The organism is Rathayibacter sp. VKM Ac-2762, assembly GCF_009866585.1.
GTDB lineage: Bacteria > Actinomycetota > Actinomycetes > Actinomycetales > Microbacteriaceae > Rathayibacter.
On sequence record NZ_CP047419.1, the window covers coordinates 1,078,983 to 1,103,203 of the forward strand.

Sequence of the window (24,221 nt, forward strand, 5' to 3'; positions counted from 1 at the left end):
TAAAGGAGGCGGCCGGGAGGCTCAGACGAGCGAGTCGTAGATCGCCCGGGTGTCCCGCGCGATCTGCGTCCAGCTGAAGTGGCTCTGCGCGCGCTCGCGGCCCGCGGCGCCCATCCGCTTCGCCGTCTCCGGGTCGGCGACGACCTCGGCGAGGGCGGCGGCCAGGTCGGCGACGTAGCGCTCCGGGTCCACGGGGGTGCCGGTGCCGTCGGTGACCTGCTCGATCGGGACGAGACGGCCGGTCACGCCGTCGTCGACGACCTCCGGGATGCCGCCGGTCGCCGTCCCGACGACCGCCGCACCGCAGGCCATCGCCTCGAGGTTGACGATGCCGAGGGGCTCGTAGATCGAGGGGCAGACGAACGTGGTCGCGTTCGTCAGGACCGCGGAGAGCTGGTGGCGCGGCAGGTGCCGGTCGATCCAGACGACGCCGGTGCGCTCCTCCTGGAGGCTGCGGACGAGGGAGGTGACCTCGGCCATGATCTCGGGGGTGTCGGGGGCGCCCGCGCAGAGCACGAGCTGCACCTCGGGAGGCAGGGTCGCGGCGGCGCGGAGCAGGTAGGGCAGGCCCTTCTGCCGGGTGATGCGGCCGACGAAGACCACGGAGGGGCGCGAGGGGTCGATGCCCAGCTCGGCGAGGACGGCCTCGTCCTCGACCGGGTGCCAGGCGTCGAGGTCGATGCCGTTGTAGACCACGTGGACCTTCGCCGGGTCCAGGGCCGGGTAGGAGCGGAGGATGTCCTCGCGCATGCCGCCGGACACCGCGATCACGGCGTCGGCGTTCTCGTACGCCTCCCGCTCGATCCAGCTCGAGACGCGGTAGCCGCCGCCGAGCTGCTCGGCCTTCCACGGACGCAGCGGCTCGAGGCTGTGCGCCGAGACCACGTGCGGGATGCCGTGCAGGAGCTGGGCGAGACGCCCCGCGGCGTTGGCGTACCAGGTGTGGGAGTGGACCAGGTCGGCCCCCGCCGCGTCCTGCGCGATCTGCAGGTCGACCCCGAGGGTCTGCAGCGCGCCGTTCGCCTCGGCGAGCTCCGCGGGGACGGAGTACGCGAACGTGCCCTCCTCCTCGCGCGGCGCGCCGAAGCAGCGCACCACGACCTCCAGGTCGCTGCGCAGCGCCTTGGTGAGCTCGGCCACGTGGACACCGGCTCCCCCGTACACCTCGGGCGGGTATTCCTTGGTCAGCAGATCGACTCGCACCCCCGAACCGTAGTACAGGGCGCTCCCCCGGCGACAGCCGGGGTCCACGGGGAAGCCCGAGCCCCTACTGTGGTGCCATGCAGTCAAAGAAGATCTTCGGCATCGTCCTCGCCGGCGGCGAGGGAAAGCGCCTCATGCCCCTCACGGCGGACCGGGCCAAGCCCGCGGTGCCGTTCGGCGGGCAGTACCGGCTGATCGACTTCGCGCTGTCCAACCTGATCAACTCCGGTCTCACCCAGATCGTCGTGCTGACGCAGTACAAGTCGCACTCGCTCGACCGCCACGTCTCGCAGACCTGGCGCCTCTCCGGGCTCCTGAACTCCTACGTCGCCTCGGTCCCCGCGCAGCAGCGCCTGGGCAAGCGCTGGTTCAGCGGCTCGGCCGACGCGATCCTGCAGAGCCTCAACCTGATCCGCGACGAGAAGCCCGACATCGTCGTCGTGGTCGGCGCCGACCACGTCTACCGCATGGACTTCTCGCAGATGATCGACGCGCACATCACGTCCGGTGCGAAGGCGACCGTCGCGGCCATCCGCCAGCCGATCGAGCTCGCGGACCAGTTCGGCGTCATCCAGCTCGCCGGTGACGAGGCGGGCGACGGCGTCGTCCCGACGATGATCTCCGAGTTCCTCGAGAAGCCCAAGGACGCCGTCGGCCTGGCCGACTCCCCGCACGAGGTCCTCGCCTCGATGGGCAACTACGTCTTCGACGCGGACGCCCTGATCGACGCGGTCATCCGCGACGGCGAGTCCTCCACGTCGGACCACGACATGGGCGGCGACATCATCCCCGACTTCGTCGCGCGCGGCGAGGCCGGCGTCTACGACCTCAAGCTCAACGACGTCCCCGGCTCGACCGACCGCGACCGCTACTACTGGCGGGACGTCGGCACCATCGACTCCTTCTTCGAGGCCCACCAGGACCTCATCTCGGCGCTGCCGGTCTTCAACCTCTACAACCAGCAGTGGCCGATCTTCTCGTCGCAGCTGAACTCCCCTCCGGCCAAGATCGTCCGCGACGGCAAGGGCAACATGGGATCGACGGTCGACTCGGTCGTCTCGCTCGGCACCGTGATCTCGGGCGCGCACATCGAGCGCAGCGTCGTCGGGCCCTGGACGGTCATCGAGTCGAACGCGACGGTCACCGACTCGGTGGTCTTCGACAAGGTCCGCATCGGCCCTGACGCGCTGGTCGTCCGCGCTATCCTCGACAAGGACGTCGTCGTCGAGCCCGGTGCTCGAGTCGGCGTGGACCACGACCGCGATCGCGAGCGCGGGTTCACCGTCACCGAGTCGGGCATCACCGTCGTCGGCAAGGGCGTCGTCGTCCACCCGTAGCACCCCCGCGGGTCGAGCTCTGCGCCCCGGCGCGCCCACCCGACCGATCGGACCGGCCCATGAGTGAGCGTCCTGCGACGCCTGCCCGCTTCCTCGTCGTCCTTGACGCGGACTCCACCCTCCTCCAGGACGAGGTGATCGAGCTCCTCGCGGTGCACGCCGGCTCCGAGGAGCGCGTCGCCGCCGTCACGGAGCGGGCGATGCGCGGCGAGCTCGACTTCGGCGAGAGTCTCCGCGAGCGGGTCGCCACTCTCGCCGGGGTTCCGGAGTCGGTGCTCCCCGGTGTGAGCTCGGGCGTCCGCGTCACGCCCGGCGCCGCCGAGCTCGTGGCCGGCGTCCACGCCGCCGGCGGCCGCGTCGGTGTGGTGTCCGGAGGGTTCCACGAGGTCCTCGACCCGGTCGCCGGTGCGCTCGGCCTCGACTTCGTCCGGGCCAACCGCCTCTGCTGCGGGGACGGCCTGCTGACCGGAGCGGTCGACGGGGCGGTCATCGACGCCGCGGCCAAGGCGGAGGCGCTCCGCGAGTGGGCGGCGGTCTCGGGCGTCCCGCCGCAGCGCACGATCGCCGTCGGCGACGGTGCGAACGACCTGGAGATGATGGCGGTCGCCTCCCTCGCGGTCGCCTTCAACGCCAAGCCCCTGGTGCGCGAGCGCGCCGACCTCGTCGTCGGCGGCCTCGACCTGTCGCAGCTGCTGCCTGTCCTCGGCCTCCGCGGCTGACGCCCGCCTCCCCCGGCCTCAGGGAGGTCAGCGGCCCGCGATCGCGACGAGTCCGGCGCAGCCGAGTGCCAGAGCCCAGCTGACGAGCGAGCCCACCAGGAAGTACTCCGCCTTCTCGCCGCTGCCGCCGTCGCGGGATATCTCGGGGAAGCGCACGATCCCCTTGGCCGCGAGCACGGCACCGGCGAGGCCGATGGCTCCGGCGAGCGTGAGGCCGGCGATCAGCAGCCGCTCCAGCGGTCCGATCGTGCGCCCGCCCTGGAGGTCCGGCAGGCGGGCGTCGGCCGGCTCCCGACGCGCGAACCGCTCGCTCCAGCGCGGACGCGGCGCGGGCTCGGCCTGCGGGAGCTCGCGGAACAGCGCCGCCCGCACGATCACGTTGCCGCTCTCCAGCAGGAAGAGCCCGGCTCCGACCGCCAGAGCGAGCTGCTCGATCGGAGGGAGCGTGTTCGCGACGGTGGTCGGCGCGAGCGGCCCCGTCGGGACGCCGACTGCGCGGTCGACAGCGGTCAGCACCAGGACCGCCGCGACGAGGGCGACGGCCGGACGCAGACCCCCTGGCGGCCGCGCGTTCTCGACGGTCGTGGTCGTCAGCAGCCAGGCTCCGGCCAGGACGACGACGATCGCCGCACCGAGCGGCGGGGCTCCGACGAGGAGCGCTGCGGTCACGGCTGCGGCGGCGAGCACGGGGATCGCGAGGAGGGCCGCACGGCGGCGGAGGTGCGTGCGCGCGAGGTCGCCGAGGCCGATCACGGCGAGCAGCAGCGCCGTCAGCACGTCTCCTCCAGCAGGCGCGCGCCGGCGAGGAGGGCGCCCGCTCCCGCACGCCGCAGCGCCTGCGAGACGGCGGGCTGCGAGATCGACTCCTGCTCGCCCAGCTCCTTCTGCGACGCTCCGCGCAGGCTCCCCAGCACGAGCCGGCGATCGCGCGCGCTGAGCGCTCCGACCAGGGCGTCGCGGGAGAGGAGGTAGGCGTTGACCGCCGCCTCGCCGGAGTTCCCGTCGGCGTCCCCGGCGACGAACCATCCGCGGGCCGTGGGCACGGCACCGTCCTCGAGCGCGTGGGCCCGATCGATGGCCTCGCGCGCGCGCCACCAGCCGGACCCGTCCTCGAGGTCCCCGGCGATCCCCGACCCGACCACCCGCACCTCGCCCAGGCCGATACCCGCGCGGCAGTCGACGCCGGCGGGGAGCGAGAGGCGCGCCTGCAGCGTCGCCCGGAGCGCGGTGTGGACGGTGGGGTAGATCGCCTGGAACTCGTCGCCGACCGTCGGGTGCAGGGGCTGGATCGCCGGGACCGCGGCCTCCACCTCGGCGAAGCCCCGCTCGATCTCGCGCTGAGCACCCGCCCGGTCGACGAGGGAGCGGGAGGTCACCAGGTCCAGGAGCACGGCGACGACATCGGAGGAGGTCATCGCATAAGCCTAGAGCTTATATCCGTCGGATATAAGCCCAGGGCTTATCGGTCAGTGGCCCATCCCGAGGCCGCCGTCGACCGGGATCACCGCACCCGAGATGTACGCCGCCTCGTCGCCGGCCAGCCAGCGCGTGACCTTCGCGACCTCGGCAGCGGTGCCGTAGCGGGCGAGCGGGATGCTCTTCCGGTACTCCGCCTGCTGCTCCGGCGAGAGCTCCGCGGTCATGTCGGTCTCGATGAAGCCGGGAGCGACGACGTTGGCGGTGATGTTGCGGGCGCCGAGCTCGCGGGTCAGCGAGCGGGCGAAGCCCACGAGGGCGGCCTTCGACGAGGAGTAGTTGATCTGGCCCGGCGACCCGTAGAGGCCGACCACGCTGGAGATGAGGACGACGCGGCCGAAGCGCTGCTTGAGCATCCCCTTCGATGCGCGCTTGACGACGCGGAACGCCCCGGTGAGGTTCGTGTCGACGACGGACGTGAAGTCCTCCTCCGTCATGCGCAGCAGCAGGGTGTCGCGGGTGATGCCCGCGTTCGCCACCAGGATCTCGACCGGGCCCAGCTCCGCCTCGACCTGCGTGAACGCGGCGTCGATGGAGGCGGCGTCGGTCACGTCCGCGACGACGGTGAGGGAGCCCTCCGGACCGGAGCCCGAGCGCGCGGTCACGGCGACCCGGTGACCGGCGGCCACGAACTCCTGGGCGATGGCGAAGCCGATCCCCCGGTTGCCCCCGGTGACGAGGACGGTGCGCGGCGTGGTCATGGTGTCCCTCCTGCCGGCGCTCGTGCGGCGCCGGGCGACCCGTACATCCTAGAGGCGCGTCGCGCAACAGATTCCGGGATGAGGCCCTCCCGGCCTGCACCCGCCCGCCGCGACGTAGGCTTGCAGAGCTGTGAAACCACGCGAGACACTCACCTCCCTACCGCCGTCGCCGAGCGCCGAGCGGCGCTCCCGCGCGATCAAGTACTCGATCGCCATGGGCATCAGGATGCTCTGCGTCATCTGCCTGCTCTTCGCCCACGGCTGGTGGCTGCTGTTCTTCGCCATCGGCGCCGTGGTCCTGCCCTACTTCGCCGTCGTGCTGGCCAACGTCGGCAGTGCGGGCGAGCGCGGCAACGTCGAGCGGCCGGGTGCGATCGTCCTCTCCCGGCCGGTCCCGCCGCCCCCCGCCCCCGCCCCCGACTCCGAGGCGCCGACCGGCCCCGAGGGCGGCGACCCGCGGGGAGACCGGCCGTGATCCCGCTCGGCCGGGTCCCCGACGCGCACACCTGCTCCCGAGCGGGCTGCCCGCGGACGGCGACGTTCGCGATCGAGTGGCGGAACCCGAGGATCCACGCGGAGGACCGTCGGAAGACCTGGCTGGCCTGCGGCGAGCACCTGGAGTTCCTGCGCGAGTTCCTCCTCGCCCGCGACTTCCCTCTCGAGGTGAAGCCGCTCTACACGGTCGACCGCGGAGCGGAACGATGAGCGGCGACGCGCCCCGTCCCTCCTGGCGCTTCGTCTTCTCGCGGCGCTGGTCCGGCTATCTCGCGCTCGCGATCGTCTTCGCCGTCGCCTGCGTGCTGCTCTCGCGCTGGCAGGTCGCGCGGCTCGACCAGGCCGCCTCGACCAACCGGCTGGTCACCGCGAACTGGACCGCCGGCCCGGTGGCGCTCGACGGGCTGCTCCCCGCCGACTCCACGTGGGACGACGCGCTCGAGTACCGCCCGGTCGAGGTCACCGGCGTCTACGAGACGCAGGGGCAGACCCTCGTCCGCAACCGGCCCTACAACGGCAACCCCGGCTTCGAGATCCTGACACCGCTGCGGCTCGACGACGGCAGCGTCTTCGTCGTCGACCGCGGCTGGGTCCCCGTCGGCTCGACCCAGGACTCCCCCGACGCGATCCCCGCGCCGCCCGAGGGGGAGGTGACCGTCGTCGCCCGCCTGAAGCCCGCGGAGGGACGGATCGACGGACGCTCCGCACCGGCCGGCCAGATCGCCACGATCCAGCTCGACGACCTGTCGGCGCAGCTGGACGAGCCCCTGCGGACCTCGGCGTACGGCCTGCTGGTCGCCGAAGCGCCGGCGCCGGTAGACGCTCCGCCGCTGGCCGCGATCAAGCCGGTCGCCGACGAGGGCCTGCACATCAGCTACGCCGTCCAGTGGGTGCTGTTCGCCGTCATGGGCTTCGGCGGGCTCGGCTGGGCGATCCGCCACGAGTACCGCATCCGCAACGCCGACGACCCCGAGGTCGTGGCGGCCGAGGAGCGGCGTGAGGAGCGCCGCCGACGCCGCGGCCGCAGCGACTCCGAGGTCGAGGACGAGCTGCTCGACGCCCGCTAGGCGAGCGTGATCAGGTCGAGGTAGTCGGCCGCCCAGTGGTCCTCGGTGCCCTCCGGCATGATCAGGACGCGCTCGGGGTTCAGCGCCTCGACGGCTCCCTCGTCGTGGCTGACCAGGACGACCGCGCCCTCGTAGTGCGCGAGCGCGTCGAGGATCTCCTCGCGGCTCGCGGGGTCGAGGTTGTTGGTGGGCTCGTCGAGCAGGAGCACGTTCGCGCCCGAGACCACGATCATCGCCAGGGCGAGACGGGTCTTCTCCCCGCCGGAGAGGACCCCGGCCGGCTTGTGCGAGTCGTCCCCGGTGAACAGGAACGAGCCCAGGACCCGGCGCGCCTCGGTCTCGGTGAGGTTCGGGCTGGAGGAGACCATGTTCTCGAGCACCGAGCGCTTGACGTCGATCGTCTCGTGCTCCTGCGCGTAGTAGCCGATCCGGAGGCCGTGCCCGGCCTCGATCACTCCGGTGTCGGGCTGGTCCACGCCGCCCAGGATGCGCAGGAGCGTCGTCTTGCCCGCTCCGTTGAGCCCCAGGATGACGACCTTGGAGCCGCGGTCGATCGCGAGGTCGACGGCGGTGAAGATCTCGAGCGAGCCGTAGCTCTTCGACAGGTTCTGAGCCTGCAGAGGGGTGCGACCGCAGGCGGACGGGGTCGGGAACCGGAGCTTCGCGACGCGGTCGACCGCGCGGACCTCCTCGAGCCCGCTGAGCATGCGCTCGGCACGCGCGACCATCTGGTGCGCCGCTGCGGCCTTCGAGGCCTTCGCGCCGAACTTCGCGGCCTGCAGCTGGAGGGCGCCGGCCTTCTTCTCGACGTTGACCCGCTCCTTCTTGCGGCGCTCCTCGTCGGCGGCGCGCTGGCGCTGGTAGTTCTTCCAGTTCATGTTGTAGACATCGATGACCTGGCGGTTGGCGTCGAGGTAGAAGACGCGGTTCACGGTCTCGCCGACCAGCTCGATGTCGTGGCTGATCACGATGAAGCCGCCGCGGTAGTTCTTGAGGAACTCGCGGAGCCAGACGACGGAGTCGGCGTCGAGGTGGTTCGTCGGCTCGTCGAGGATCAGCGTGCTCGCGTCGGAGAAGAGGATGCGCGCGAGCTCGATGCGGCGCCGCTGGCCACCGGAGAGCGTCTTGAGCGGCTGGTCGAGGATCCGGTCGGGGAGGTTGAGGTTGCTCGCGATCGACGCGGCCTCCGCCTCAGCCGCGTATCCGCCCAGGGAGAGGAAGCGGTCCGTGAGGTTGCCGTACTTCTTCATGCCGGCCTCGCTCACGGAGGTGTCGCTGCTCGACATCGCGACCGTCGCCTCCTGCATGCCGAGCACCAGCTGCCCCAGCCCGCGGGCGTCGAGGATGCGGGTGCGCGCGAGCTCCTCCGGGTCGCCGGAGCGCGGGTCCTGAGGGAGGTAGCCGATCTCGCCGCCGCGGTCGACCGTGCCCTTCGAGGCGATGAGGTCGCCCGCGAGGACCTTGGTCAGCGTCGTCTTCCCCGCCCCGTTGCGGCCGACGAGGCCGACCTTGTCGCCGTCGCCCACCCGGAAGGAGACGTTCTCCATCAGGAGTCGGGCGCCGACTCGGAGTTCGAGGTCGTGCACGCTGAGCACAGTGCTGTCCGTTCCCGCCAAGAAATGGCGTTCGGTTCGGGAGGAGTGGGGCAAGGGGCCGCGATGCGGCAGCCCCCTAGTATATTTCCTGAGCCGCGGGGCGGATCCACGTCCGCTCACCGCGGACGCGCTCGCTCCTCGCTCTCGGGCGACCAGGACTCTCGGAGATCACCCATGTCCCCTTCCTCTTCCGCCCTTCCGCGCCCGGTCCTCGCCGACCGGCTCGTCACCCGCTCCGTCGCGACCGACGCCCTGCTGGTGCTCGCGGGTGCGGGTCTCACCGCAGCGATGGCGCAGTTGTTCATCCCGATGTGGCCGGTCCCCTTCACGGGCCAGACCTTCGCGGTCCTCCTGGTCGGCACGACGCTCGGCGCACTCCGCGGCGCGCTGTCCATGCTCGTGTACGCGCTCGTCGGCGCTCTCGGCGCCCCGGTCTTCACCGAGGGCTCGCACGGCTGGGCGGTCCTCGCGGGTCCGACCGGCGGCTACATCGTCGGCTTCGTCCTCGCGTCGATCGTCACCGGGTGGCTCGCCCAGCGGCAGTGGGACCGTCGCGTCCTCGGCACGCTGGTGACCTTCCTCGCCGGCACCGCCACCATCTACCTCGTCGGTCTGCCCTGGCTGGCCGCCGCCCTCGCCTCGCTGGGGCTGCCCGCCGACCTCGGCTCCGTCCTCTCCGCGGGACTCGTGCCCTTCCTGGTCGGCGACGCGCTCAAGGCGCTGGTCGCCGCCGCGCTGCTCCCCACCACCTGGGCGATGCTCTCGCGCCGCTCGCGCTGAGCGGTCGCACGGATGCCCGAAGGGCCGGGAGGACGATTCCTCCCGGCCCTTCGGGCATCCGGCAGGGGTCGAGCCGCCCGGTCCACCTGCTCGACCTCGGTGGGCACCTCCACCGACTCGACCGGCGGGGGCGACGACGGCCCTCGACGCCGGAGTCGACCCGTCCGGCCGTTCCGACTCCGCGACGGACTGCGACCGGCTGGAGACGACAGAGACGCCGAAGGGCCGGGAGGACGACTCCTCCCGGCCCTTCGGCGTCGGTGTGCAGCGGCTAGATCGAGAAGCCCAGTGCGCGCATCATGTCGCGCCCGTCCTCGGTGATCCGGTCGGGACCCCACGGCGGCATCCAGACCCAGTTGATCCGGAACGCCTCGACGATGCCGTCGAGCGACTCGGCGGTCTGCTCCTCGAGCACGTCGGTCAGCGGGCAGCCCGCCGAGGTGAGGGTCATGTGGATGACGAGGGCGTCGTTCTCGTCGTCCCAGCCCAGGTCGTAGATGAGTCCCAGGTCGACCACGTTGACCCCGAGCTCGGGGTCCATGACGTCCTTGAGGGCCTCCTCGACCTGGTCGAAGAGCTTCGGCTCGAGAGTGGTGACCGCCATGATCAGACCGTCGCCGAGGTCAGGAAGCGGTCGTAGCCCTCGTCCTCGAGCCGGGTGGCGAGCTCCTTGCCGCCCTGCTCGGCGACGCGGCCGGCGACGAAGACGTGGACGAAGTCGGGCTGGATGTAGCGCAGGATCCGCGTGTAGTGCGTGATCAGCAGCACGCCGAGACCGGTGCTCTGGTGGGCGCGGTTGACTCCCTCCGACACGATCTTGAGCGCGTCGACGTCGAGGCCGGAGTCGGTCTCGTCGAGGACGGCGAACTGCGGGGCGAGCAGCTCGAGCTGGAGGATCTCGTTGCGCTTCTTCTCGCCGCCCGAGAAGCCCTCGTTGACGTTGCGCGCCGCGAAGGACGAGTCCATGCGGAGGTTCGCCATCGCCGACTTGACGTCCTTCGTCCACGTGCGGATCGCGGGCGCCTCGCCGGCGATCGCGGTCTTGGCGGTGCGGAGGAAGTTGGTGTTGGTCACACCGGGGATCTCGACCGGGTACTGCATGGCGAGGAAGAGGCCCGCGCGGGCGCGCTCGTCGACGGACATGTCGAGGACCTCGACGCCGTCGAGGGTGATCGAGCCGCCGTCGACGTGGTACTTGGGGTGTCCCGCGATCGTGTACGCGAGGGTGGACTTGCCGGACCCGTTGGGGCCCATGATCGCGTGGATCTCACCCTGGTTGATGGTGAGATCGACACCGCGGAGGATCTGCTTGGTCCCCTGCTCGGTCTCGACACTGACGTGGAGATCGCTGATCTGGAGAACGGACATTCAGACTTCCTTCGTGACGGTCGGGTCGATGTAGACGTCGCCGTCGATGATCTCGACGACGAAGACGGGGACCGGCTCGTAGGCCGGGAGGTTCAGCGGGGTGCCGGTGCGGAGGGAGAACTGGGAGCCGTGCGCCCAGCACTCGAGGCTGTCGCCCTCGACGAAGCCCTCGGAGAGCGAGATCTCGCCGTGGGTGCAGGTGTCGCCGATGGCGTGGATCTCGCCGGCGGAGTCCTGCACGACCGCGATCGCGACTCCGTCGACCTCGACCCGCATGGCCTGGTTGGGGATCAGCTCGGAGACCGAGCAGATCATCGCGGCGTTGCTCATGCGGGGACCGTCGCTCCGCGGGAGGAGCCGGTCTGGCCGGCGCTGCCGGCGAGCTCCGCCTCGATCGCGAGCTGCAGGCGGTCCTCGAGCTCGGCGACCTTGATCTGCTGCACGATCTCGCTGAGGAACCCGCGCACGACCAGGCGTCGCGCCTCGTCCTCACGGATCCCGCGGGACTGCAGGTAGAAGAGCTGCTCGTCGTCGAAGCGGCCGGTCGCCGAGGCGTGCCCCGCTCCGGCGATGTCACCGGTCTCGATCTCGAGGTTCGGGATGGAGTCGGCGCGCGTGCCGTCCGAGAGGACGAGGTTGCGGTTCTGCTCGTAGCTGTCGGTGCCGGTGGCGCTGTTGCGGATCAGGACGTCGCCGATCCAGACGGTGCGCGCGCCCTCGCCCTGCAGCGCGCCCTTGTAGGTCACGCGGCTGCGGGTGTCGGGGGCGTCGTGGTCGACGTACACCTGCTGCTCGAGGTGCTGGCCGCCGTCGGCGAAGTACAGGCCGAAGAGCTCGCCGTCCGCTCCGCGCTCGACGAGGTGCGCCGAGGGGTTCACCCGGACGATGGAGCCGCCGAGGGTGACCACGATGTGCTTCACCTTCGCGTCGCGTCCGACCCGCACGAAGTGGTTGGCCAGGTGCCGGGCGTCGTCCGCCCACTCCTGCACGGTGACGACGGTGAGCTGCGCGCCCTCGCCGACGAGGATCTCCACGTTCTCCGCGAGGGAGGCCTCCCCCTCGTTCTGCAGCACGACGACGGCGCGGGCGTAGGGCGCCGCCTCGATGATCGTGTGCGCGGCGCGGGGTGCGGAGCCGAGGCCCGAGCGGACGAGGGTGGCGACCTTCTCGTCCTCTCCCGTCACGCTGACGGCGAGGGCCTTCTCGAAGCTCGACCAGGCGTTCGCGGCGGCGCGGTCCTCGGGGAGGCCGGCAGTGCCGATCCGCTGGTCGTCGCGGCCGACCCACGAGACGTCGACACCGTCCACCGGCGTGTGCTCGAGGGGGGCGGGCGAGCCGTCGAGCACGCCGTCGATGAGATCGCCGAGGCGGGCGACGGGCGTCAGCTTCCAGGCGATCTCGCGGCCGGTGACGGCCTCGAAGGCCGCGACGTCGACCGACGCGAAGCGCTCGGAGCGCGTCTGCACGGGCGTGAACGCCCCGTCGGAGTGGGCGCTGATGCCCAGGCGCTCTGCGGCGGCCGCGCCGTCGATCTCGGGGGTCGCGGCGCTCGTGGGGACCGTCATCTGGCGGTGGTTCCTTTCGATGGGTGCGGGGCGCCCCGTCCGGGCGCCCCTTCGAGGGGGGAGGCGGGCGTCAACCGACGCTGCCCTCCATCCCCATCTCGATGAGCTTGTTCAGCTCGAGGGCGTACTCCATGGGCAGCTCGCGCGCGATCGGCTCGATGAAGCCGCGGACGATCATGGCCATCGCCTCGTCCTCCGGCAGGCCGCGCGACATCAGGTAGAAGAGCTGCTCCTCGCTGACCTTCGACACCGTCGCCTCGTGGCCGAGCTGCACGTCGTCGACGCGGATGTCGATCGCCGGGTAGGTGTCGGAGCGCGAGATGGTGTCGACCAGGAGGGCGTCGCAGCGCACGGTGTTCGCCGAGTGGTGCGCGTTCGCGTCCACCCGGACCTCTCCGCGGTATCCGGCGCGACCGCCGCCGCGGGCGATCGACTTCGAGACGATCGACGACTGCGTGTACGGCGCCATGTGGACCATCTTCGCGCCGGCGTCCTGGTGCTGGCCGGGCCCCGCGAACGCGACGGAGAGGGTCTCGCCCTTGGCGTGCTCGCCGACCAGGAAGATCGACGGGTACTTCATCGTGACCTTGGAGCCGATGTTGCCGTCGATCCACTCCATCGTCGCGCCCTCGTGCGCGATCGCGCGCTTGGTGACGAGGTTGTAGACGTTGTTCGACCAGTTCTGGATCGTCGTGTAGCGCACGCGGGCGTTCTTCTTCACGATGATCTCGACCACGGCCGAGTGCAGCGAGTCCGACTTGTAGATCGGAGCCGTGCAGCCCTCGATGTAGTGGACGTAGCTGTCCTCGTCCGCGATGATCAGGGTCCGCTCGAACTGGCCCATGTTCTCGGTGTTGATCCGGAAGTAGGCCTGCAGCGGGATGTCGACGTGGACGCCCTTGGGGACGTACACGAAGGAGCCGCCGGACCAGACCGCGGTGTTCAGCGCCGCGAACTTGTTGTCGCCCGCGGGGATGACGGTGCCGAAGTACTCCTCGAAGATCTCGGGGTGCTCGCGCAACGCCGTGTCGGTGTCCATGAAGATGACGCCCTGCTCCTCCAGGTCCTCGCGGATCTGGTGGTAGACGACCTCGGACTCGTACTGGGCCGCGACGCCGCCGACGAGGCGCTGGCGCTCCGCCTCCGGGATGCCGAGCTTCTCGTACGTGTTCTTGATGTCGTCCGGGAGGTCGTCCCAGGTCTGCGCCTGCTTCTCGGTGGAGCGGACGAAGTACTTGATGTTGTCGAAGTCGATGTCCGACAGGTCGGCGCCCCACGTCGGCATGGGCTTGCGCTCGAAGAGCTTCAGGGCCTTCATGCGGCGGTCGCGCATCCAGGCGGGCTCGTTCTTGAGCGCGGAGATGTCGGAGACGACCTCGGGCGAGATGCCGCGTCGTGCGGAGGCTCCGGCGGAGTCCGAGTCGGACCAGCCGAACTCGTAGACGCCCAGGCTCTCGAGCTCGGGGCGGTCGATCAGGATGTCTGACATGTGTACCTCGTTTCCTACCCACTGCTAACCGGTCGGGTCCCGGAGTCATTCCCCCGGGGGTGGCCCGCGGGTGCTCTCCGGCCGGTCGCGCGATCGATCTGATGCGCGGAGCGGATGATGTGCGTCCCTGGATTCCGGAGGTGTGCGTCGGCGCTCCATCGGGCCGTGTGCGGATCACGTGCGCAGGGTGCGTCGAACCGTGACCAGCTTCTCATTCTACCGGCGTCCGCCGTTCAGGGGAACCTCCGCACCTGGGTGTCGGCCGGGCACCGGTGACGTGCCTCCAGACGCGCATGGCCATACCGGTGTCGGTGGTCCGTGATTCGGTTCCGCCATGACGAACGACGCATCGACCCCGATCCCCGCACGACTCGTGACCGCACTGGTGGGCGCCCGCCTGCCGGCCGGACCCGCACGGGCGTTCGGCCCTCTCGCCCTCGCGATCGCGGCCGACCTCCCGCTGCGGGCGCTCCCCCGCGTGCTCCTGCGCCTCCGGCGGCACCTGCTCTCCGCCGAGCCGGAGCCCGCGGTCAGGCGGCGGGCTGGAGCTCCTGGGCGGCGTCCCGGCGCTGGGCGCGCACGGTGAACAGCCTCGGGTTCACGTCGAGCAGCACGCGGACCGCGCCGACCCAGATGAGCGCCGAGCCGAGGAGGTGCACCGCGACGAGCGTCTCGGGCAGCGCGGTGAGCGACTGCGCCACCCCGACCAGCGCCTGCAGCACGACGACCACGAGGAAGGCGATCACGCGCCGCCGGGCGAGCTCCGAGCCCGCCGCCCGCGACAGGCGCAGGAGCAGCGCGGCGCCCACGACGAGCACCGCTGTGCCGAGCACGCCGTGCACGACGGTCACGCTCTCCCAGTGGAACTGCATGCGGGGCACCTCCGCGGAGTCGCCGGCGTGCGGGCCGGTCCCCGTCACGAGGGTCCCTACGAGGATCACGAGGAGCGTCAGGCCGACGAGCCCGGTGCTGAGCGCCCGCGTCGCGCGGTCCGGCTCGAAGGCCACGGACTGCGAGCGGTGGGCGCGGTGCCACGTCAGTGCGGTGGTGGTGAGGAGGGCGATGGCGAGAACGAAGTGCCCGGCCACGATGTACGGGTTGAGGCCCGAGTGCACGGTCGCGCCGCCCGCGAGGGCGTTCGCGACGACGAGCCAGAACTGCGACCAGGCGAGCCGGGTCATGGTGCGGTCGCGCGGCTTCTGCAGGCGCGCGGCCGTGATCGCCCAGCCCACCGCGACCACGAGGACGCCGGTGAACGCACGGTTCGTGAACTCGATGAAGCCGTGGATCCCGAGCTCGGGGGTCGAGGTGAGCGAGCCCGGCTCGCACGCCGGCCAGGTGGGGCAGCCGAGGCCCGAGCCGGTCAGCCGGACGACGCCCCCGAAGAAGATGATCAGGATGCTCGCGACGAGCGCCGCGGTGGTCCCCCAGCGCAGTGCGCGCGGACCGAGGGTCACCCGCTCGGCGAGCAAGGAGAACGGCGTCACCATCAGAAGGGCAGCAGCGGGTCGATGCCGACGGCGAGGAAGAGCAGGGTGAGGTATCCGATGGACCCGTGGAACACCCGCATCGGCGAGACGTGCTCGTGACGGATCGCGAGGCTGTAGAGGCGGTGCGTCTCGGCGATGAACCAGACTCCGCTGCCGAGCGCGACCACCGTGTAGAGCACCCCCATGCCGGCGACGGGGATCAGCAGGAGCGAGCAGGCGACGGTGGCCCAGGCGTAGAGGATGACCTGGAGCCCGACGATCGTGCGTCCGCGCACGACGGCCAGCATCGGCACGCCGGCGGCCTGGTAGTCGTCCCGGTACTTCATCGACAGCGGCCAGTAGTGCGGCGGCGTCCAGAGGAAGATGACGGAGAAGAGGATGACGGGGGCCCAGTCGAGCGAGCCGGTGACCGCCGCCCAGCCGATCAGCACCGGCATGCAGCCCGCGATGCCGCCCCACACGATGTTCTGCGGCGTCCGGCGCTTGAGGAAGAGCGTGTAGAACACGACGTAGATCAGGATCGCGGCGAGCGAGAGCCCCGCGGAGAGCCAGTTGGCCGTGAGGCCGAGCCAGACGATCGACAGGACGCCGATCGTGGTCGCGAAGACGAGCGCGGACCGGTCCGAGATCTCCCCGGTCACGAGCGGCCGGTTCTTCGTCCGGTTCATGATCCGGTCGATGTCGCGGTCGAAGTAGCAGTTGAACGCGCCCGCCGACCCGGCGCTCAGGGCGCCGCCGATCAGGACGTTGAGGACCAGCAGCAGGTTCGGGATCCCGCCCTGCGCCAGGATCATCGTCGGAGCGGTCACCACGAGGAGCAGCTCGATCACGCGCGGCTTCGTCAGAGCGACGAAGGCCTTCACCTTGCGCGAGAGGGTCGTCGGCGACGCCCCGTCCCGCTCGACGGCGGTGGTCTCCACGACTGCGTCCATTGCTCCTCTAACGATTCGATGATCCCGAACGAGTGTAATGCGCCCGTCCGGGAGCCGGGCCCGGCGTGCACGCTTGTCCAATCGGACGCAGACATATGCGACCACGCAACCCCCGGTCGGCGGCGCACCCCCCTCCGTATACTCGGGACTGCTCGCCAGAGCGCCCGGCACGCACCCGAGCCCGCCCGACGATCGTCGGCACGGGGCCGAGAGGGCCGTCGCCGGAGCATCGTGTCGAAGTCGTCATGCGGCGTGCTCCACCATGCGAGAGGGCGGACGGTCCCCGTCTGCCCCACGTCTCGAGAAGGGTCAGTACCAAGTGTCAGAACTGCAATGGGAATCCATTGACGAGAAGGCAGTCGACACGGCGAGGGTTCTCGCCGCGGATGCGGTCGAGAAGGTCGGCAACGGCCATCCCGGGACCGCCATGAGCCTCGCGCCCGCCGCCTACCTCCTGTTCCAGAAGGTCATGCGCCGCGATCCGTCCGACGCGACCTGGATCGGCCGCGACCGGTTCATCCTGTCGGTCGGCCACTCCTCGCTGACGCAGTACGTCCAGTTCTACCTGGGCGGCTACGGACTCGAGCTCGACGACCTCAAGGCGCTGCGCACCTGGGGCTCGAAGACCCCGGGCCACCCGGAGTACGGCCACACCGACGGCGTCGAGATCACCACCGGACCGCTCGGCCAGGGCCTCGCCTCCGCCGTGGGCTTCGCCTACGCCTCGCGCTTCGAGCGCGACCTGTTCGACCCGGAGGCCGCCGCGGGCACCTCCCCGTTCGACCACTTCGTCTACGTGATCGCCGGCGACGGCGACCTGCAGGAGGGCGTCACCAGCGAGGCCTCCTCGCTGGCCGGCCACCAGAAGCTCGGCAACCTGGTCGTCATCTACGACTCCAACCAGATCTCGATCGAGGACGACACCAACATCGCCTTCACCGAGGACGTCAAGGCGCGCTACGAGGCCTACGACTGGCAGGTCCAGGTCGTCGACTGGAAGAAGACCGGCGAGTACCACGAGGACGTCGCCGAGCTGCACGCCGCGATCGAGGCCGCGAAGGGCGAGACCGACAAGCCGTCGCTCATCATCCTGCGCACCATCATCGGCTGGCCGTCGCCGAAGAAGCAGAACACCGGCAAGATCCACGGCTCCGCCCTGGGCGCCGACGAGCTCCGCGGACTCAAGGAGGTGCTCGGCTTCGACCCCGAGAAGACCTTCGACGTCGCCGACGAGGTCATCGAGCACACCCGCAAGGCCGTCGAGCGCGGCCAGGCCCAGCACGCCGAGTGGGACGAGCAGCTCGCCGCCTGGGCGTCCGCGAACCCCGAGAAGAAGGAGCTGCTCGACCGGGTCCTCTCGGGCGAGCTGCCCGAGGGCGTCCAGGAGGCGCTCCCCGTCTTCGAGCCCGGCAAGGAGGTCTCGACCCGCGCCGCGTCCGGCAAGGTCATCAACGCCCTCGCCGGCGTGATCCCCGAGCTGTGGGGCGGCTCCGCCGACCTCGCCGAGTCGAACAACACGACGATCGAGGGAGCCGGCTCCTTCGTCCCGACGGAGTTCTCGACCCACGAGTGGACCGGGAAGAAGGGCGGCCGCGTGCTGCACTTCGGCATCCGCGAGCACGCCATGGGCGCGATCCTCAACGGGATCGTCCTGCACGGCAACACCCGCCCCTTCGGCGGCACCTTCCTGATCTTCTCCGACTACATGCGCCCGGCGGTCCGTCTCGCCGCGCTCATGAAGGCGCCGGCCATCTACGTCTGGACCCACGACTCCGTGGCGCTCGGCGAGGACGGCCCGACGCACCAGCCGGTCGAGCAGCTGTCGACCCTCCGCGCGATCCCGGGCCTGGACGTCGTCCGCCCCGGCGACGCGAACGAGGTCGCCTACGCCTGGAAGACCATCCTCGAGCGCCGCGAGGGCCCCGCCGGCCTCGCGCTCACCCGTCAGAACATCCCGGTGTTCGAGCGCGGCGAGGGCGACGCGGAGGGCGAGACCTTCGCCTCCGCCGCGAACGTCGCCCGCGGTGCCTACATCCTGGCCGAGGCGCCGGGCGGCACCCCGGACGTGATCTTCATCGCGACCGGCTCCGAGGTCCAGATCGCCGTCGAGGCGCGCGAGGCCCTGAGGAGCGAGGGCGTCAACGCCCGCGTCGTCTCGGCTCCGTCCCTCGAGTGGTTCGAGGAGCAGGACGCCGAGTACCGCGAGAAGGTCCTGCCCTCCTCGGTGAAGGCGCGCGTCTCGATCGAGGCCGGCCTGAGCCTGGGCTGGCAGAAGTACGTCGGCGACGCCGGCCGCTCCGTCTCGATCGAGCACTTCGGCGCCTCGGCCGACTACAAGACCCTGTTCCGCGAGTTCGGGATCACCACCGAGGCGGCACTGTCCGCCGCCAAGGAGTCGCTCGCAGCCTCCTGACCCGAAGGCCGCGTCCACCACGGACGCGGCCTTCGCCGTCGGAGCAGCGGCTCCCCCTCACACCACGCACCACCTACGCAGAAGAAGAAGAGACATGACCGAGAACACCCCCACCGCAGAGCTCTCCGCCGCCGGCGTCAGCATCTGGCTCGACGACCTCTCCCGCTCGCGCATCTCCACCGGAGGGCTGCAGAAGCTCATCGAGGAGAAGAACGTCGTCGGAGTCACCACGAACCCCACGATCTTCGCCGCGGCCCTGACCAACGGCGAGTCCTACGACGCCCAGGTGCGCGAGCTCGCCTCCGCCGGCACCTCGGTGACCGACGCCGTCTTCGAGATCACCACCGACGACGTCGCCGCGGCGTCCGACATCTTCCGCCCGATCTACGACGCGACCAACGGCTACGACGGCCGCGTGTCGATCGAGGTCGAGCCCGGCCTGGCGCACGACGCCCAGGGCACCATCGAGCAGGCCAAGGCCCTCTGGGCCAAGGTCGACCGCCCCAACGCGATGATCAAGATCCCCGCGACCGTCGAGGGCCTCGAGGCCATCACGGAGGTCATCGGCTCCGGCATCTCGGTGAACGTCACCCTGATCTTCTCGCTCGCCCGCTACCGCGCCGTCATCAACGCGTACCTGGCCGGCCTCGAGAAGGCCAAGGACGCCGGCATCGACCTGTCGACCATCCACTCCGTCGCCTCGTTCTTCGTCTCGCGCGTCGACACCGAGATCGACAAGCGCCTCGAGGCCGTCGGCACCGACGAGGCCCGCGCCCTCAAGAGCAAGTCCGGCGTCGCCAACGCGCAGCTGGCCTACGAGGTCTTCGTCGAGGCGTTCGCCACCGAGCGCGCCCTGCTGCTCCAGGAGTCCGGCGCCAACCGCCAGCGCCCCCTCTGGGCCTCGACCGGCGTCAAGTCGACCGACCTCCCCGACACCCTCTACGTGACCGAGCTCGTCGCGGCCGGCGTGGTCAACACGATGCCCGAGAAGACCCTCGAGGCGACCTTCGACCACGGCGTCATCACCGGCGACTCCGTCACCGGCTCGTACGCCGACGCGAACGCCGTCCTCGACGCCGTCGCGGCGCAGGGCGTCTCGTACGCCGACGTCACCGAGCTGCTCGAGAAGGAGGGCGTGGAGAAGTTCATCGTCTCCTGGAACGAGCTGCTCGACACCGTCACCGCGGCGCTCGAGGGCGCGAAGGCGCAGGCCTGATCATGGCCATCCAGATCCACGTCAGCGGAGACGCCGAGAAGGCGGTCGACCGCGTCGTCCCTGAGCTCGTCGCCGACGAGGTCGCGTCCGGCATCACCGCCCAGGTCCCCACCCTGTGGGGCGCCGCGGCGGAGGAGGAGGCGGCCAAGCGCCTCGGGTGGACCGAGTCGACCACCGTCTCCCGCCCCCTGATCCCCCAGATCCTCGCCCTGCGCGAGGAGTTCCAGGCCAAGGGCGTCGACCACATCGTCCTCGGCGGCATGGGCGGCTCCTCCCTCGCGCCCGAGGTCATCACCCGCACCGCCGGCGTCGAGCTCACCGTGCTCGACTCGACGGCGCCCGGCCAGGTGCTCGCCGCCCTGAACGACCGGCTCGCGTCGACCGCGGTCGTCATCTCCTCGAAGTCCGGCTCGACCGTCGAGACCGCGAGCCAGAAGAAGGCCTACGAGAAGGCGTTCACGGAGGCGGGCATCGATCCGCTCGACCGCATCGTCATCGTGACCGACCCGGGCTCGCCCCTGGACACCTCCTCCCGCGAGGCCGGCTACCGCGTGTTCAACGCCGACCCGAACATCGGCGGGCGCTTCTCGGCGCTCTCCGCGTTCGGCCTCGTGCCGTCCGGGCTCGCCGGCGCCGACATCGAGGCCCTCCTCGACGAGGCGGCCGAGGCCTCCCTCGGGCTCGCCGTGGACTCCCCCGAGAACCCGGGCCTGATCCTCGGAGCGGCGATCGCCGCGACCAGCCCGCGCCGCGACAAGCTCGCGATCGTCGCCGACGGGACCGACATCGTCGGCTTCGCCGACTGGGCGGAGCAGCTCATCGCCGAGTCCACCGGCAAGGACGGCACGGGCATCCTCCCCGTCGTCCTCGGCACGCTGGCCCCCGAGCTCTCGGAGGACCTGCCCGACGTTCAGGTCGTCCGCCTGGTCGAGGACGCCACGGCGCTGCACCTGTTCCCGCGCGACCGCCACGAGGGCGAGATCCTCCTCTCCGGCTCGCTCGGCGCTCAGATGCTGTCGTGGGAGTACGCCGTCGCCGTCGCGGGTCGCCTCCTGGGCATCAACCCGTTCGACCAGCCCGACGTCGAGTCGGCGAAGGTCGCGACCCGGGCCCTGCTCGAGAAGCGCCCCGAGCCCGAGGCGCCCGCGTTCACCGACGCGGGCATCGAGGTCACCGGCAGCAGCAGCGTCACCGAGGGCGTCTCGACCGTCGCCGCCGCTGTCGACCGCCTCCTCGCGCAGCTGGGCGACGGCGGCTACGTCTCGATCCAGGCGTACGTCGACCGCCTCGCGCTCCCGCAGCTCGAGGGCGTGCGCGACCTCCTCGCCGCGCAGGCCCAGCGCCCCGTCACCTTCGGGTGGGGCCCGCGCTTCCTGCACTCGACCGGGCAGTACCACAAGGGCGGGGCGCCGACCGGCGTGTTCCTCCAGATCACCGAGCGCTCCGACGTGGACCTCGAGATCCCGGACAGCCCGTTCACCTTCGGCCAGCTCATCCTGGCGCAGGCCGCCGGCGACGCGAGCGTGCTCGCCGAGCACGGCCGGCCGGTGCTGACCCTCACGCTGACCGACCCCGAGGCCGACCTCGAGGCGCTCTTCGAGGCCCTCAACACCTGATCCGACGGGCACGCCGCCGCTGCGCTCTCGAGCGCGCGGCGGCGTGCCCGCGGTCGTCCCGCGACCACTTCCCGGGGCAGCAGCCGGGCCCGCCCGCTCCTCCCCCTCCCTCACCGATAGCAGTGCGCCGGTCCCACCGGCACACAGAAGGACACTGCACATGTCTGTGGACATCACCCCCGAGTTCAACCCGCTGAGGTTGAGCTTCGACCGCCGGTTGAACCGGATCGCCGGGCCCAGCGGCCTCGTCATCTTCGGCGTGACCGGCGACCTCTCCCGCAAGAAGCTCATGCCCGCGGTCTACGATCTCGCCAACCGCGGCCTCCTGCCTCCCGGCTTCGCCCTCGTCGGATTCGCCCGGCGCGACTGGGACGACCAGGACTTCGAGCAGGTCGTCCACGACTCCGTGAAGAAGCACGCCCGCACCGAGTTCCACGAGGAGGTCTGGGCGCAGCTCGCGCAGGGCATCCGGTTCGTGCAGGGCGAGTTCGACGACCCCGAGGCGTTCGCCCGCCTGAAGACGACCGTCGACGACCTCGACCGCGAGCGCGGCACGAACGGCAACTTCGCCTTCTACCTCTCGATCCCCCCGAAGTCCTTCCCTCAGGTCACCGAGCAGCTGCGCAGCTCCGGCCTCGCCGAGCAGAAGGACGGCCAGTGGCGCCGCGTCGTCATCGAGAAGCCGTTCGGCAGCGACCTGAAGACGGCTCGCGAGCTGAACGACGTCGTCGAGTCGGTCTTCCCGCCCGACTCCGTCTTCCGGATCGACCACTACCTCGGCAAGGAGACGGTCCAGAACATCCTGGCCCTCCGCTTCGCCAACATGATGTACGAGCCGCTCTGGAACTCGAACTACGTCGACCACGTGCAGATCACCATGGCCGAGGACATCGGCGTGGGCGGGCGCGCGGGCTACTACGACGGCATCGGAGCGGCGCGCGACGTCATCCAGAACCACCTGCTGCAGCTGCTCGCCCTGACCGCCATGGAGGAGCCGATCTCGTTCGACGCGGCCGACCTCCGTGCGGAGAAGGAGAAGGTCCTCGCGGCCGTCCGCCTCCCCGCCGACCTCTCCACTTCTACCGCCCGCGGACAGTACGCCGGCGGCTGGCAGGGCGGCGAGAAGGTGCTCGGCTTCCTCGAGGAGGACGGCATGAGCCCCACCTCGACCACCGAGACCTACGCCGCCATGCGCCTGGACATCGGCACCCGACGCTGGGCCGGCGTGCCGTTCTACCTGCGGGCCGGCAAGCGCCTCGGCCGCCGCGTCACCGAGATCGCGGTCGTGTTCAAGCGGGCACCGAAGCAGCTCTTCGCCGAGAGCCAGACCACGTCGCTGGGCCAGAACGCGCTCGTCATCCGGGTCCAGCCCGACGAGGGCGTCACCATGCGCTTCGGCTCGAAGGTGCCCGGCGCCGGCATGCAGGTGCGCGACGTGACGATGGACTTCGGCTACGGCCACGCGTTCACCGAGGCGAGCCCCGAGGCGTACGAGCGCCTCATCCTCGACGTCCTCCTGGGCGAGCCGCCGCTCTTCCCCCGGCACGAGGAGGTCGAGCTGTCCTGGAAGATCCTCGACCCGATCGAGGAGTTCTGGGCCACGCAGGGCCAGCCCGAGCAGTACCGCCCCGGAACCTGGGGCCCCGATTCCGCCGACGAGCTCCTCGCCCGCGACGGCCGCACCTGGAGGCGTCCATGATCGTCGATCTGCCCGACACCACGACGAGCGAGGTCTCGAAGACCCTCGTCAAGATCCGCGAGGAGGGCGGCGCCGTCGCCCTCGGCCGCGTCCTCACCCTCATCATCGCGACCTCCCGGGGTCACGAGGAAGAGGCCATCGAAGCCGCGAACGACGCGTCCCGCGAGCACCCGATGCGCGTCATCGTGGTCTCGAAGGACGACGGCACCACCACGGTCCCGGTCGACGCGACGGCGCGGGTCGACGCGCAGATCCGGGTCGGAGGCGACGCCGGCGCGAGCGAGGTCGTCGTGCTCCGTCCCTACGGAGACGCGGCCGAGGACGAGGAGAGCCTGGTCACGGGCCTGCTCCTCCCCGACGCCCCCGTCGTGGCCTGGTGGCCGAACAGCGCTCCGGACAACGCCTCCGCGTCCCCGATCGGCCGGATCGCCACTCGGCGGATCACCGACGCGTCGGCCCAGTCGAACCCGGCTGAAGCGCTGCACCACCTCGCGTCCACCTACGCCCCCGGCGACACCGACTTCGCCTGGACCCGCCTCACCCTCTGGCGCGCGCAGCTCGCCGCCGTGCTCGACCAGCCGCCCTACGAGCCGATCACGGCCGTCGAGGTCTCGGGCGCGCCCGACTCGCCCTCGACGATCCTGCTCGCCGCCTGGCTGCAGCTCGAGCTCGACATCCCCGTCGACCACGAGCTCACGATCAGCGCGACCGGGTCCAGCGGGATCCACGGCGTGCGGCTCATCCGCGACTCCGGAGTGATCGAGCTCGAGCGCTCGGTGCCCAACGTCGCGACGCTCACGCAGCCCGATCAGCCGGTCCACGACATCTCGCTCCCCCGCCGCAGCCTCCGGGACTGCCTGGCGGAGGAGCTGCGCCGGCTCGACCCGGATGACCTGTACGGTGAAGTGATCTCGCGCGGGGTCGACATGCTCACTGAGAAGGCCGAGGCCCGCAGCGCCTCCTGAGGTGTGGGCGCCCGTCCAGAGCGCCCGCACCTCAGAGCTTCCCGACACGGAGCCGAACCCCGCCGATCGGCACCCGAACCCGAAGGAGTCCCCTG

At 71.0% G+C, this 24,221-nt stretch carries 23 protein-coding genes; 11 read left to right on the forward strand and 12 right to left on the reverse strand.

Annotated elements, in window-relative coordinates:
- Positions 1-21: 21 nt before the first annotated feature.
- Positions 22-1,203: a glycogen synthase gene (glgA, locus tag GTU71_RS05085; protein WP_104225282.1), complete on the reverse strand. Its 1,182-nt coding sequence runs from the start codon at positions 1,201-1,203 to the stop codon at positions 22-24.
- 77 nt (positions 1,204-1,280) lie between these two features.
- On the opposite strand from glgA, the gene GTU71_RS05090 reads away from it, so the two are divergent.
- Together GTU71_RS05090 and serB are read left to right on the forward strand one after the other, a co-directional pair.
- Positions 1,281-2,540: a glucose-1-phosphate adenylyltransferase gene (locus tag GTU71_RS05090; protein WP_159939428.1), complete on the forward strand. Its 1,260-nt coding sequence runs from the start codon at positions 1,281-1,283 to the stop codon at positions 2,538-2,540.
- A gap of 59 nt (positions 2,541-2,599) precedes the next feature.
- Entirely contained in the window at positions 2,600-3,259 is a 660-nt protein-coding gene (serB, locus tag GTU71_RS05095; RefSeq protein ID WP_104262940.1) for a phosphoserine phosphatase SerB, read from the forward strand.
- Positions 3,260-3,286: 27 nt separating this feature from the next.
- On the opposite strand, the gene GTU71_RS05100 is transcribed toward serB, so the two are convergent.
- From GTU71_RS05100 to GTU71_RS05110, 3 genes are read right to left on the reverse strand one after another with little or no spacing between them, the layout of a single operon-like run.
- Positions 3,287-4,036, reverse strand: coding sequence for a hypothetical protein (locus GTU71_RS05100; RefSeq protein WP_159939429.1), 750 nt, complete (start codon positions 4,034-4,036; stop codon positions 3,287-3,289).
- The gene (locus GTU71_RS05105; RefSeq protein ID WP_159939430.1) at positions 4,030-4,674 is read right to left on the reverse strand and encodes a SatD family protein; all 645 of its coding nucleotides are present in this window, start codon (positions 4,672-4,674) and stop codon (positions 4,030-4,032) included. Before GTU71_RS05105 ends, GTU71_RS05100 begins: the two co-directional genes overlap by 7 nt.
- A 51-nt stretch (positions 4,675-4,725) precedes the next feature.
- Positions 4,726-5,436 carry a beta-ketoacyl-ACP reductase gene (locus tag GTU71_RS05110; RefSeq protein WP_104225284.1) on the reverse strand — a complete coding sequence of 237 codons (711 nt, stop codon included), beginning with the start codon at positions 5,434-5,436 and terminating at the stop codon, positions 4,726-4,728.
- 130 nt (positions 5,437-5,566) lie between these two features.
- On the opposite strand from GTU71_RS05110, the gene GTU71_RS05115 reads away from it, so the two are divergent.
- From GTU71_RS05115 to GTU71_RS05125, 3 genes are read left to right on the forward strand one after another with little or no spacing between them, the layout of a single operon-like run.
- Positions 5,567-5,911, forward strand: a complete 345-nt coding sequence (locus GTU71_RS05115) for a DUF3099 domain-containing protein (protein WP_159939431.1) — start codon at positions 5,567-5,569, stop codon at positions 5,909-5,911.
- The gene (locus GTU71_RS05120; protein ID WP_104273115.1) at positions 5,908-6,141 is read left to right on the forward strand and encodes a hypothetical protein; all 234 of its coding nucleotides are present in this window, start codon (positions 5,908-5,910) and stop codon (positions 6,139-6,141) included. The genes GTU71_RS05115 and GTU71_RS05120 overlap by 4 nt, the downstream gene beginning before the upstream one ends.
- Positions 6,138-6,998, forward strand: coding sequence for an SURF1 family protein (locus GTU71_RS05125; protein ID WP_159939432.1), 861 nt, complete (start codon positions 6,138-6,140; stop codon positions 6,996-6,998). Before GTU71_RS05120 ends, GTU71_RS05125 begins: the two co-directional genes overlap by 4 nt.
- Here the strand turns inward: GTU71_RS05125 and GTU71_RS05130 are convergent.
- The gene (locus GTU71_RS05130; protein ID WP_104221943.1) at positions 6,995-8,593 is read right to left on the reverse strand and encodes an ABC-F family ATP-binding cassette domain-containing protein; all 1,599 of its coding nucleotides are present in this window, start codon (positions 8,591-8,593) and stop codon (positions 6,995-6,997) included. The genes GTU71_RS05125 and GTU71_RS05130 overlap by 4 nt on opposite strands.
- Before the next feature lie 174 nt (positions 8,594-8,767).
- On the opposite strand from GTU71_RS05130, the gene GTU71_RS05135 reads away from it, so the two are divergent.
- The gene (locus GTU71_RS05135; protein WP_104232632.1) at positions 8,768-9,373 is read left to right on the forward strand and encodes a biotin transporter BioY; all 606 of its coding nucleotides are present in this window, start codon (positions 8,768-8,770) and stop codon (positions 9,371-9,373) included.
- 271 nt (positions 9,374-9,644) lie between these two features.
- Here GTU71_RS05135 and GTU71_RS05140 read toward each other — a convergent pair whose 3' ends face one another.
- From GTU71_RS05140 to GTU71_RS05170, 7 genes are all read right to left on the reverse strand, one after another.
- Complete coding sequence (locus tag GTU71_RS05140) at positions 9,645-9,977, reverse strand: metal-sulfur cluster assembly factor (RefSeq protein ID WP_104221939.1); 333 nt, start codon at positions 9,975-9,977, stop codon at positions 9,645-9,647.
- A 2-nt stretch (positions 9,978-9,979) separates the two neighbouring features.
- Positions 9,980-10,741, reverse strand: coding sequence for a Fe-S cluster assembly ATPase SufC (gene sufC, locus GTU71_RS05145; RefSeq protein ID WP_104221937.1), 762 nt, complete (start codon positions 10,739-10,741; stop codon positions 9,980-9,982).
- Entirely contained in the window at positions 10,742-11,071 is a 330-nt protein-coding gene (locus GTU71_RS05150) for a non-heme iron oxygenase ferredoxin subunit (RefSeq protein ID WP_077222834.1), read from the reverse strand.
- Positions 11,068-12,306, reverse strand: a complete 1,239-nt coding sequence (gene sufD / locus GTU71_RS05155; protein ID WP_159939433.1) for a Fe-S cluster assembly protein SufD — start codon at positions 12,304-12,306, stop codon at positions 11,068-11,070. Before sufD ends, GTU71_RS05150 begins: the two co-directional genes overlap by 4 nt.
- A 70-nt stretch (positions 12,307-12,376) precedes the next feature.
- On the reverse strand, positions 12,377-13,795 hold the full coding sequence (gene sufB / locus GTU71_RS05160) for a Fe-S cluster assembly protein SufB (protein ID WP_104221933.1): 1,419 nt from the start codon (positions 13,793-13,795) through the stop codon (positions 12,377-12,379).
- A gap of 530 nt (positions 13,796-14,325) precedes the next feature.
- The gene (locus tag GTU71_RS05165) at positions 14,326-15,285 is read right to left on the reverse strand and encodes a COX15/CtaA family protein (protein ID WP_159939434.1); all 960 of its coding nucleotides are present in this window, start codon (positions 15,283-15,285) and stop codon (positions 14,326-14,328) included.
- Complete coding sequence (locus GTU71_RS05170) at positions 15,285-16,217, reverse strand: heme o synthase (protein WP_104232635.1); 933 nt, start codon at positions 16,215-16,217, stop codon at positions 15,285-15,287. Before GTU71_RS05170 ends, GTU71_RS05165 begins: the two co-directional genes overlap by 1 nt.
- Positions 16,218-16,536: 319 nt before the next feature.
- Between GTU71_RS05170 and tkt the strand changes: the two genes are divergently transcribed.
- From tkt to GTU71_RS05195, 5 genes are all read left to right on the forward strand, one after another.
- Positions 16,537-18,630 carry a transketolase gene (gene tkt / locus GTU71_RS05175; protein WP_104255364.1) on the forward strand — a complete coding sequence of 698 codons (2,094 nt, stop codon included), beginning with the start codon at positions 16,537-16,539 and terminating at the stop codon, positions 18,628-18,630.
- 94 nt (positions 18,631-18,724) lie between these two features.
- Positions 18,725-19,846 (forward strand): transaldolase, encoded by a 1,122-nt coding sequence (gene tal, locus GTU71_RS05180; RefSeq protein ID WP_159939435.1) that lies wholly within the window; start codon positions 18,725-18,727, stop codon positions 19,844-19,846.
- A gap of 2 nt (positions 19,847-19,848) precedes the next feature.
- Positions 19,849-21,462: a glucose-6-phosphate isomerase gene (locus GTU71_RS05185; RefSeq protein WP_159939436.1), complete on the forward strand. Its 1,614-nt coding sequence runs from the start codon at positions 19,849-19,851 to the stop codon at positions 21,460-21,462.
- Between the two features lie 160 nt (positions 21,463-21,622).
- Positions 21,623-23,161, forward strand: a complete 1,539-nt coding sequence (zwf, locus tag GTU71_RS05190) for a glucose-6-phosphate dehydrogenase (RefSeq protein WP_104225293.1) — start codon at positions 21,623-21,625, stop codon at positions 23,159-23,161.
- Positions 23,158-24,126, forward strand: a complete 969-nt coding sequence (locus tag GTU71_RS05195; RefSeq protein WP_104232638.1) for a glucose-6-phosphate dehydrogenase assembly protein OpcA — start codon at positions 23,158-23,160, stop codon at positions 24,124-24,126. Before zwf ends, GTU71_RS05195 begins: the two co-directional genes overlap by 4 nt.
- Positions 24,127-24,221 lie beyond the last annotated feature (95 nt).

Bases quoted from the DNA above. Each gene is read 5' to 3' on its own strand.
- GTU71_RS05090 (WP_159939428.1), top strand. From the start codon at position 1,281: ATGCAGTCAAAGAAGATCTTCGGCATCGTCCTCGCCGGCGGCGAGGGA.
- serB (WP_104262940.1), top strand. From the start codon at position 2,600: ATGAGTGAGCGTCCTGCGACGCCTGCCCGCTTCCTCGTCGTCCTTGAC.
- GTU71_RS05105 (WP_159939430.1), bottom strand. From the start codon at position 4,674: ATGACCTCCTCCGATGTCGTCGCCGTGCTCCTGGACCTGGTGACCTCC.
- GTU71_RS05110 (WP_104225284.1), bottom strand. From the start codon at position 5,436: ATGACCACGCCGCGCACCGTCCTCGTCACCGGGGGCAACCGGGGGATC.
- GTU71_RS05125 (WP_159939432.1), top strand. From the start codon at position 6,138: ATGAGCGGCGACGCGCCCCGTCCCTCCTGGCGCTTCGTCTTCTCGCGG.
- GTU71_RS05135 (WP_104232632.1), top strand. From the start codon at position 8,768: ATGTCCCCTTCCTCTTCCGCCCTTCCGCGCCCGGTCCTCGCCGACCGG.
- GTU71_RS05140 (WP_104221939.1), bottom strand. From the start codon at position 9,977: ATGGCGGTCACCACTCTCGAGCCGAAGCTCTTCGACCAGGTCGAGGAG.
- sufC (WP_104221937.1), bottom strand. From the start codon at position 10,741: ATGTCCGTTCTCCAGATCAGCGATCTCCACGTCAGTGTCGAGACCGAG.
- GTU71_RS05150 (WP_077222834.1), bottom strand. From the start codon at position 11,071: ATGAGCAACGCCGCGATGATCTGCTCGGTCTCCGAGCTGATCCCCAAC.
- sufD (WP_159939433.1), bottom strand. From the start codon at position 12,306: ATGACGGTCCCCACGAGCGCCGCGACCCCCGAGATCGACGGCGCGGCC.
- sufB (WP_104221933.1), bottom strand. From the start codon at position 13,795: ATGTCAGACATCCTGATCGACCGCCCCGAGCTCGAGAGCCTGGGCGTC.
- GTU71_RS05165 (WP_159939434.1), bottom strand. From the start codon at position 15,285: ATGGTGACGCCGTTCTCCTTGCTCGCCGAGCGGGTGACCCTCGGTCCG.
- GTU71_RS05170 (WP_104232635.1), bottom strand. From the start codon at position 16,217: ATGGACGCAGTCGTGGAGACCACCGCCGTCGAGCGGGACGGGGCGTCG.
- tal (WP_159939435.1), top strand. From the start codon at position 18,725: ATGACCGAGAACACCCCCACCGCAGAGCTCTCCGCCGCCGGCGTCAGC.
- GTU71_RS05185 (WP_159939436.1), top strand. From the start codon at position 19,849: ATGGCCATCCAGATCCACGTCAGCGGAGACGCCGAGAAGGCGGTCGAC.
- zwf (WP_104225293.1), top strand. From the start codon at position 21,623: ATGTCTGTGGACATCACCCCCGAGTTCAACCCGCTGAGGTTGAGCTTC.
- GTU71_RS05195 (WP_104232638.1), top strand. From the start codon at position 23,158: ATGATCGTCGATCTGCCCGACACCACGACGAGCGAGGTCTCGAAGACC.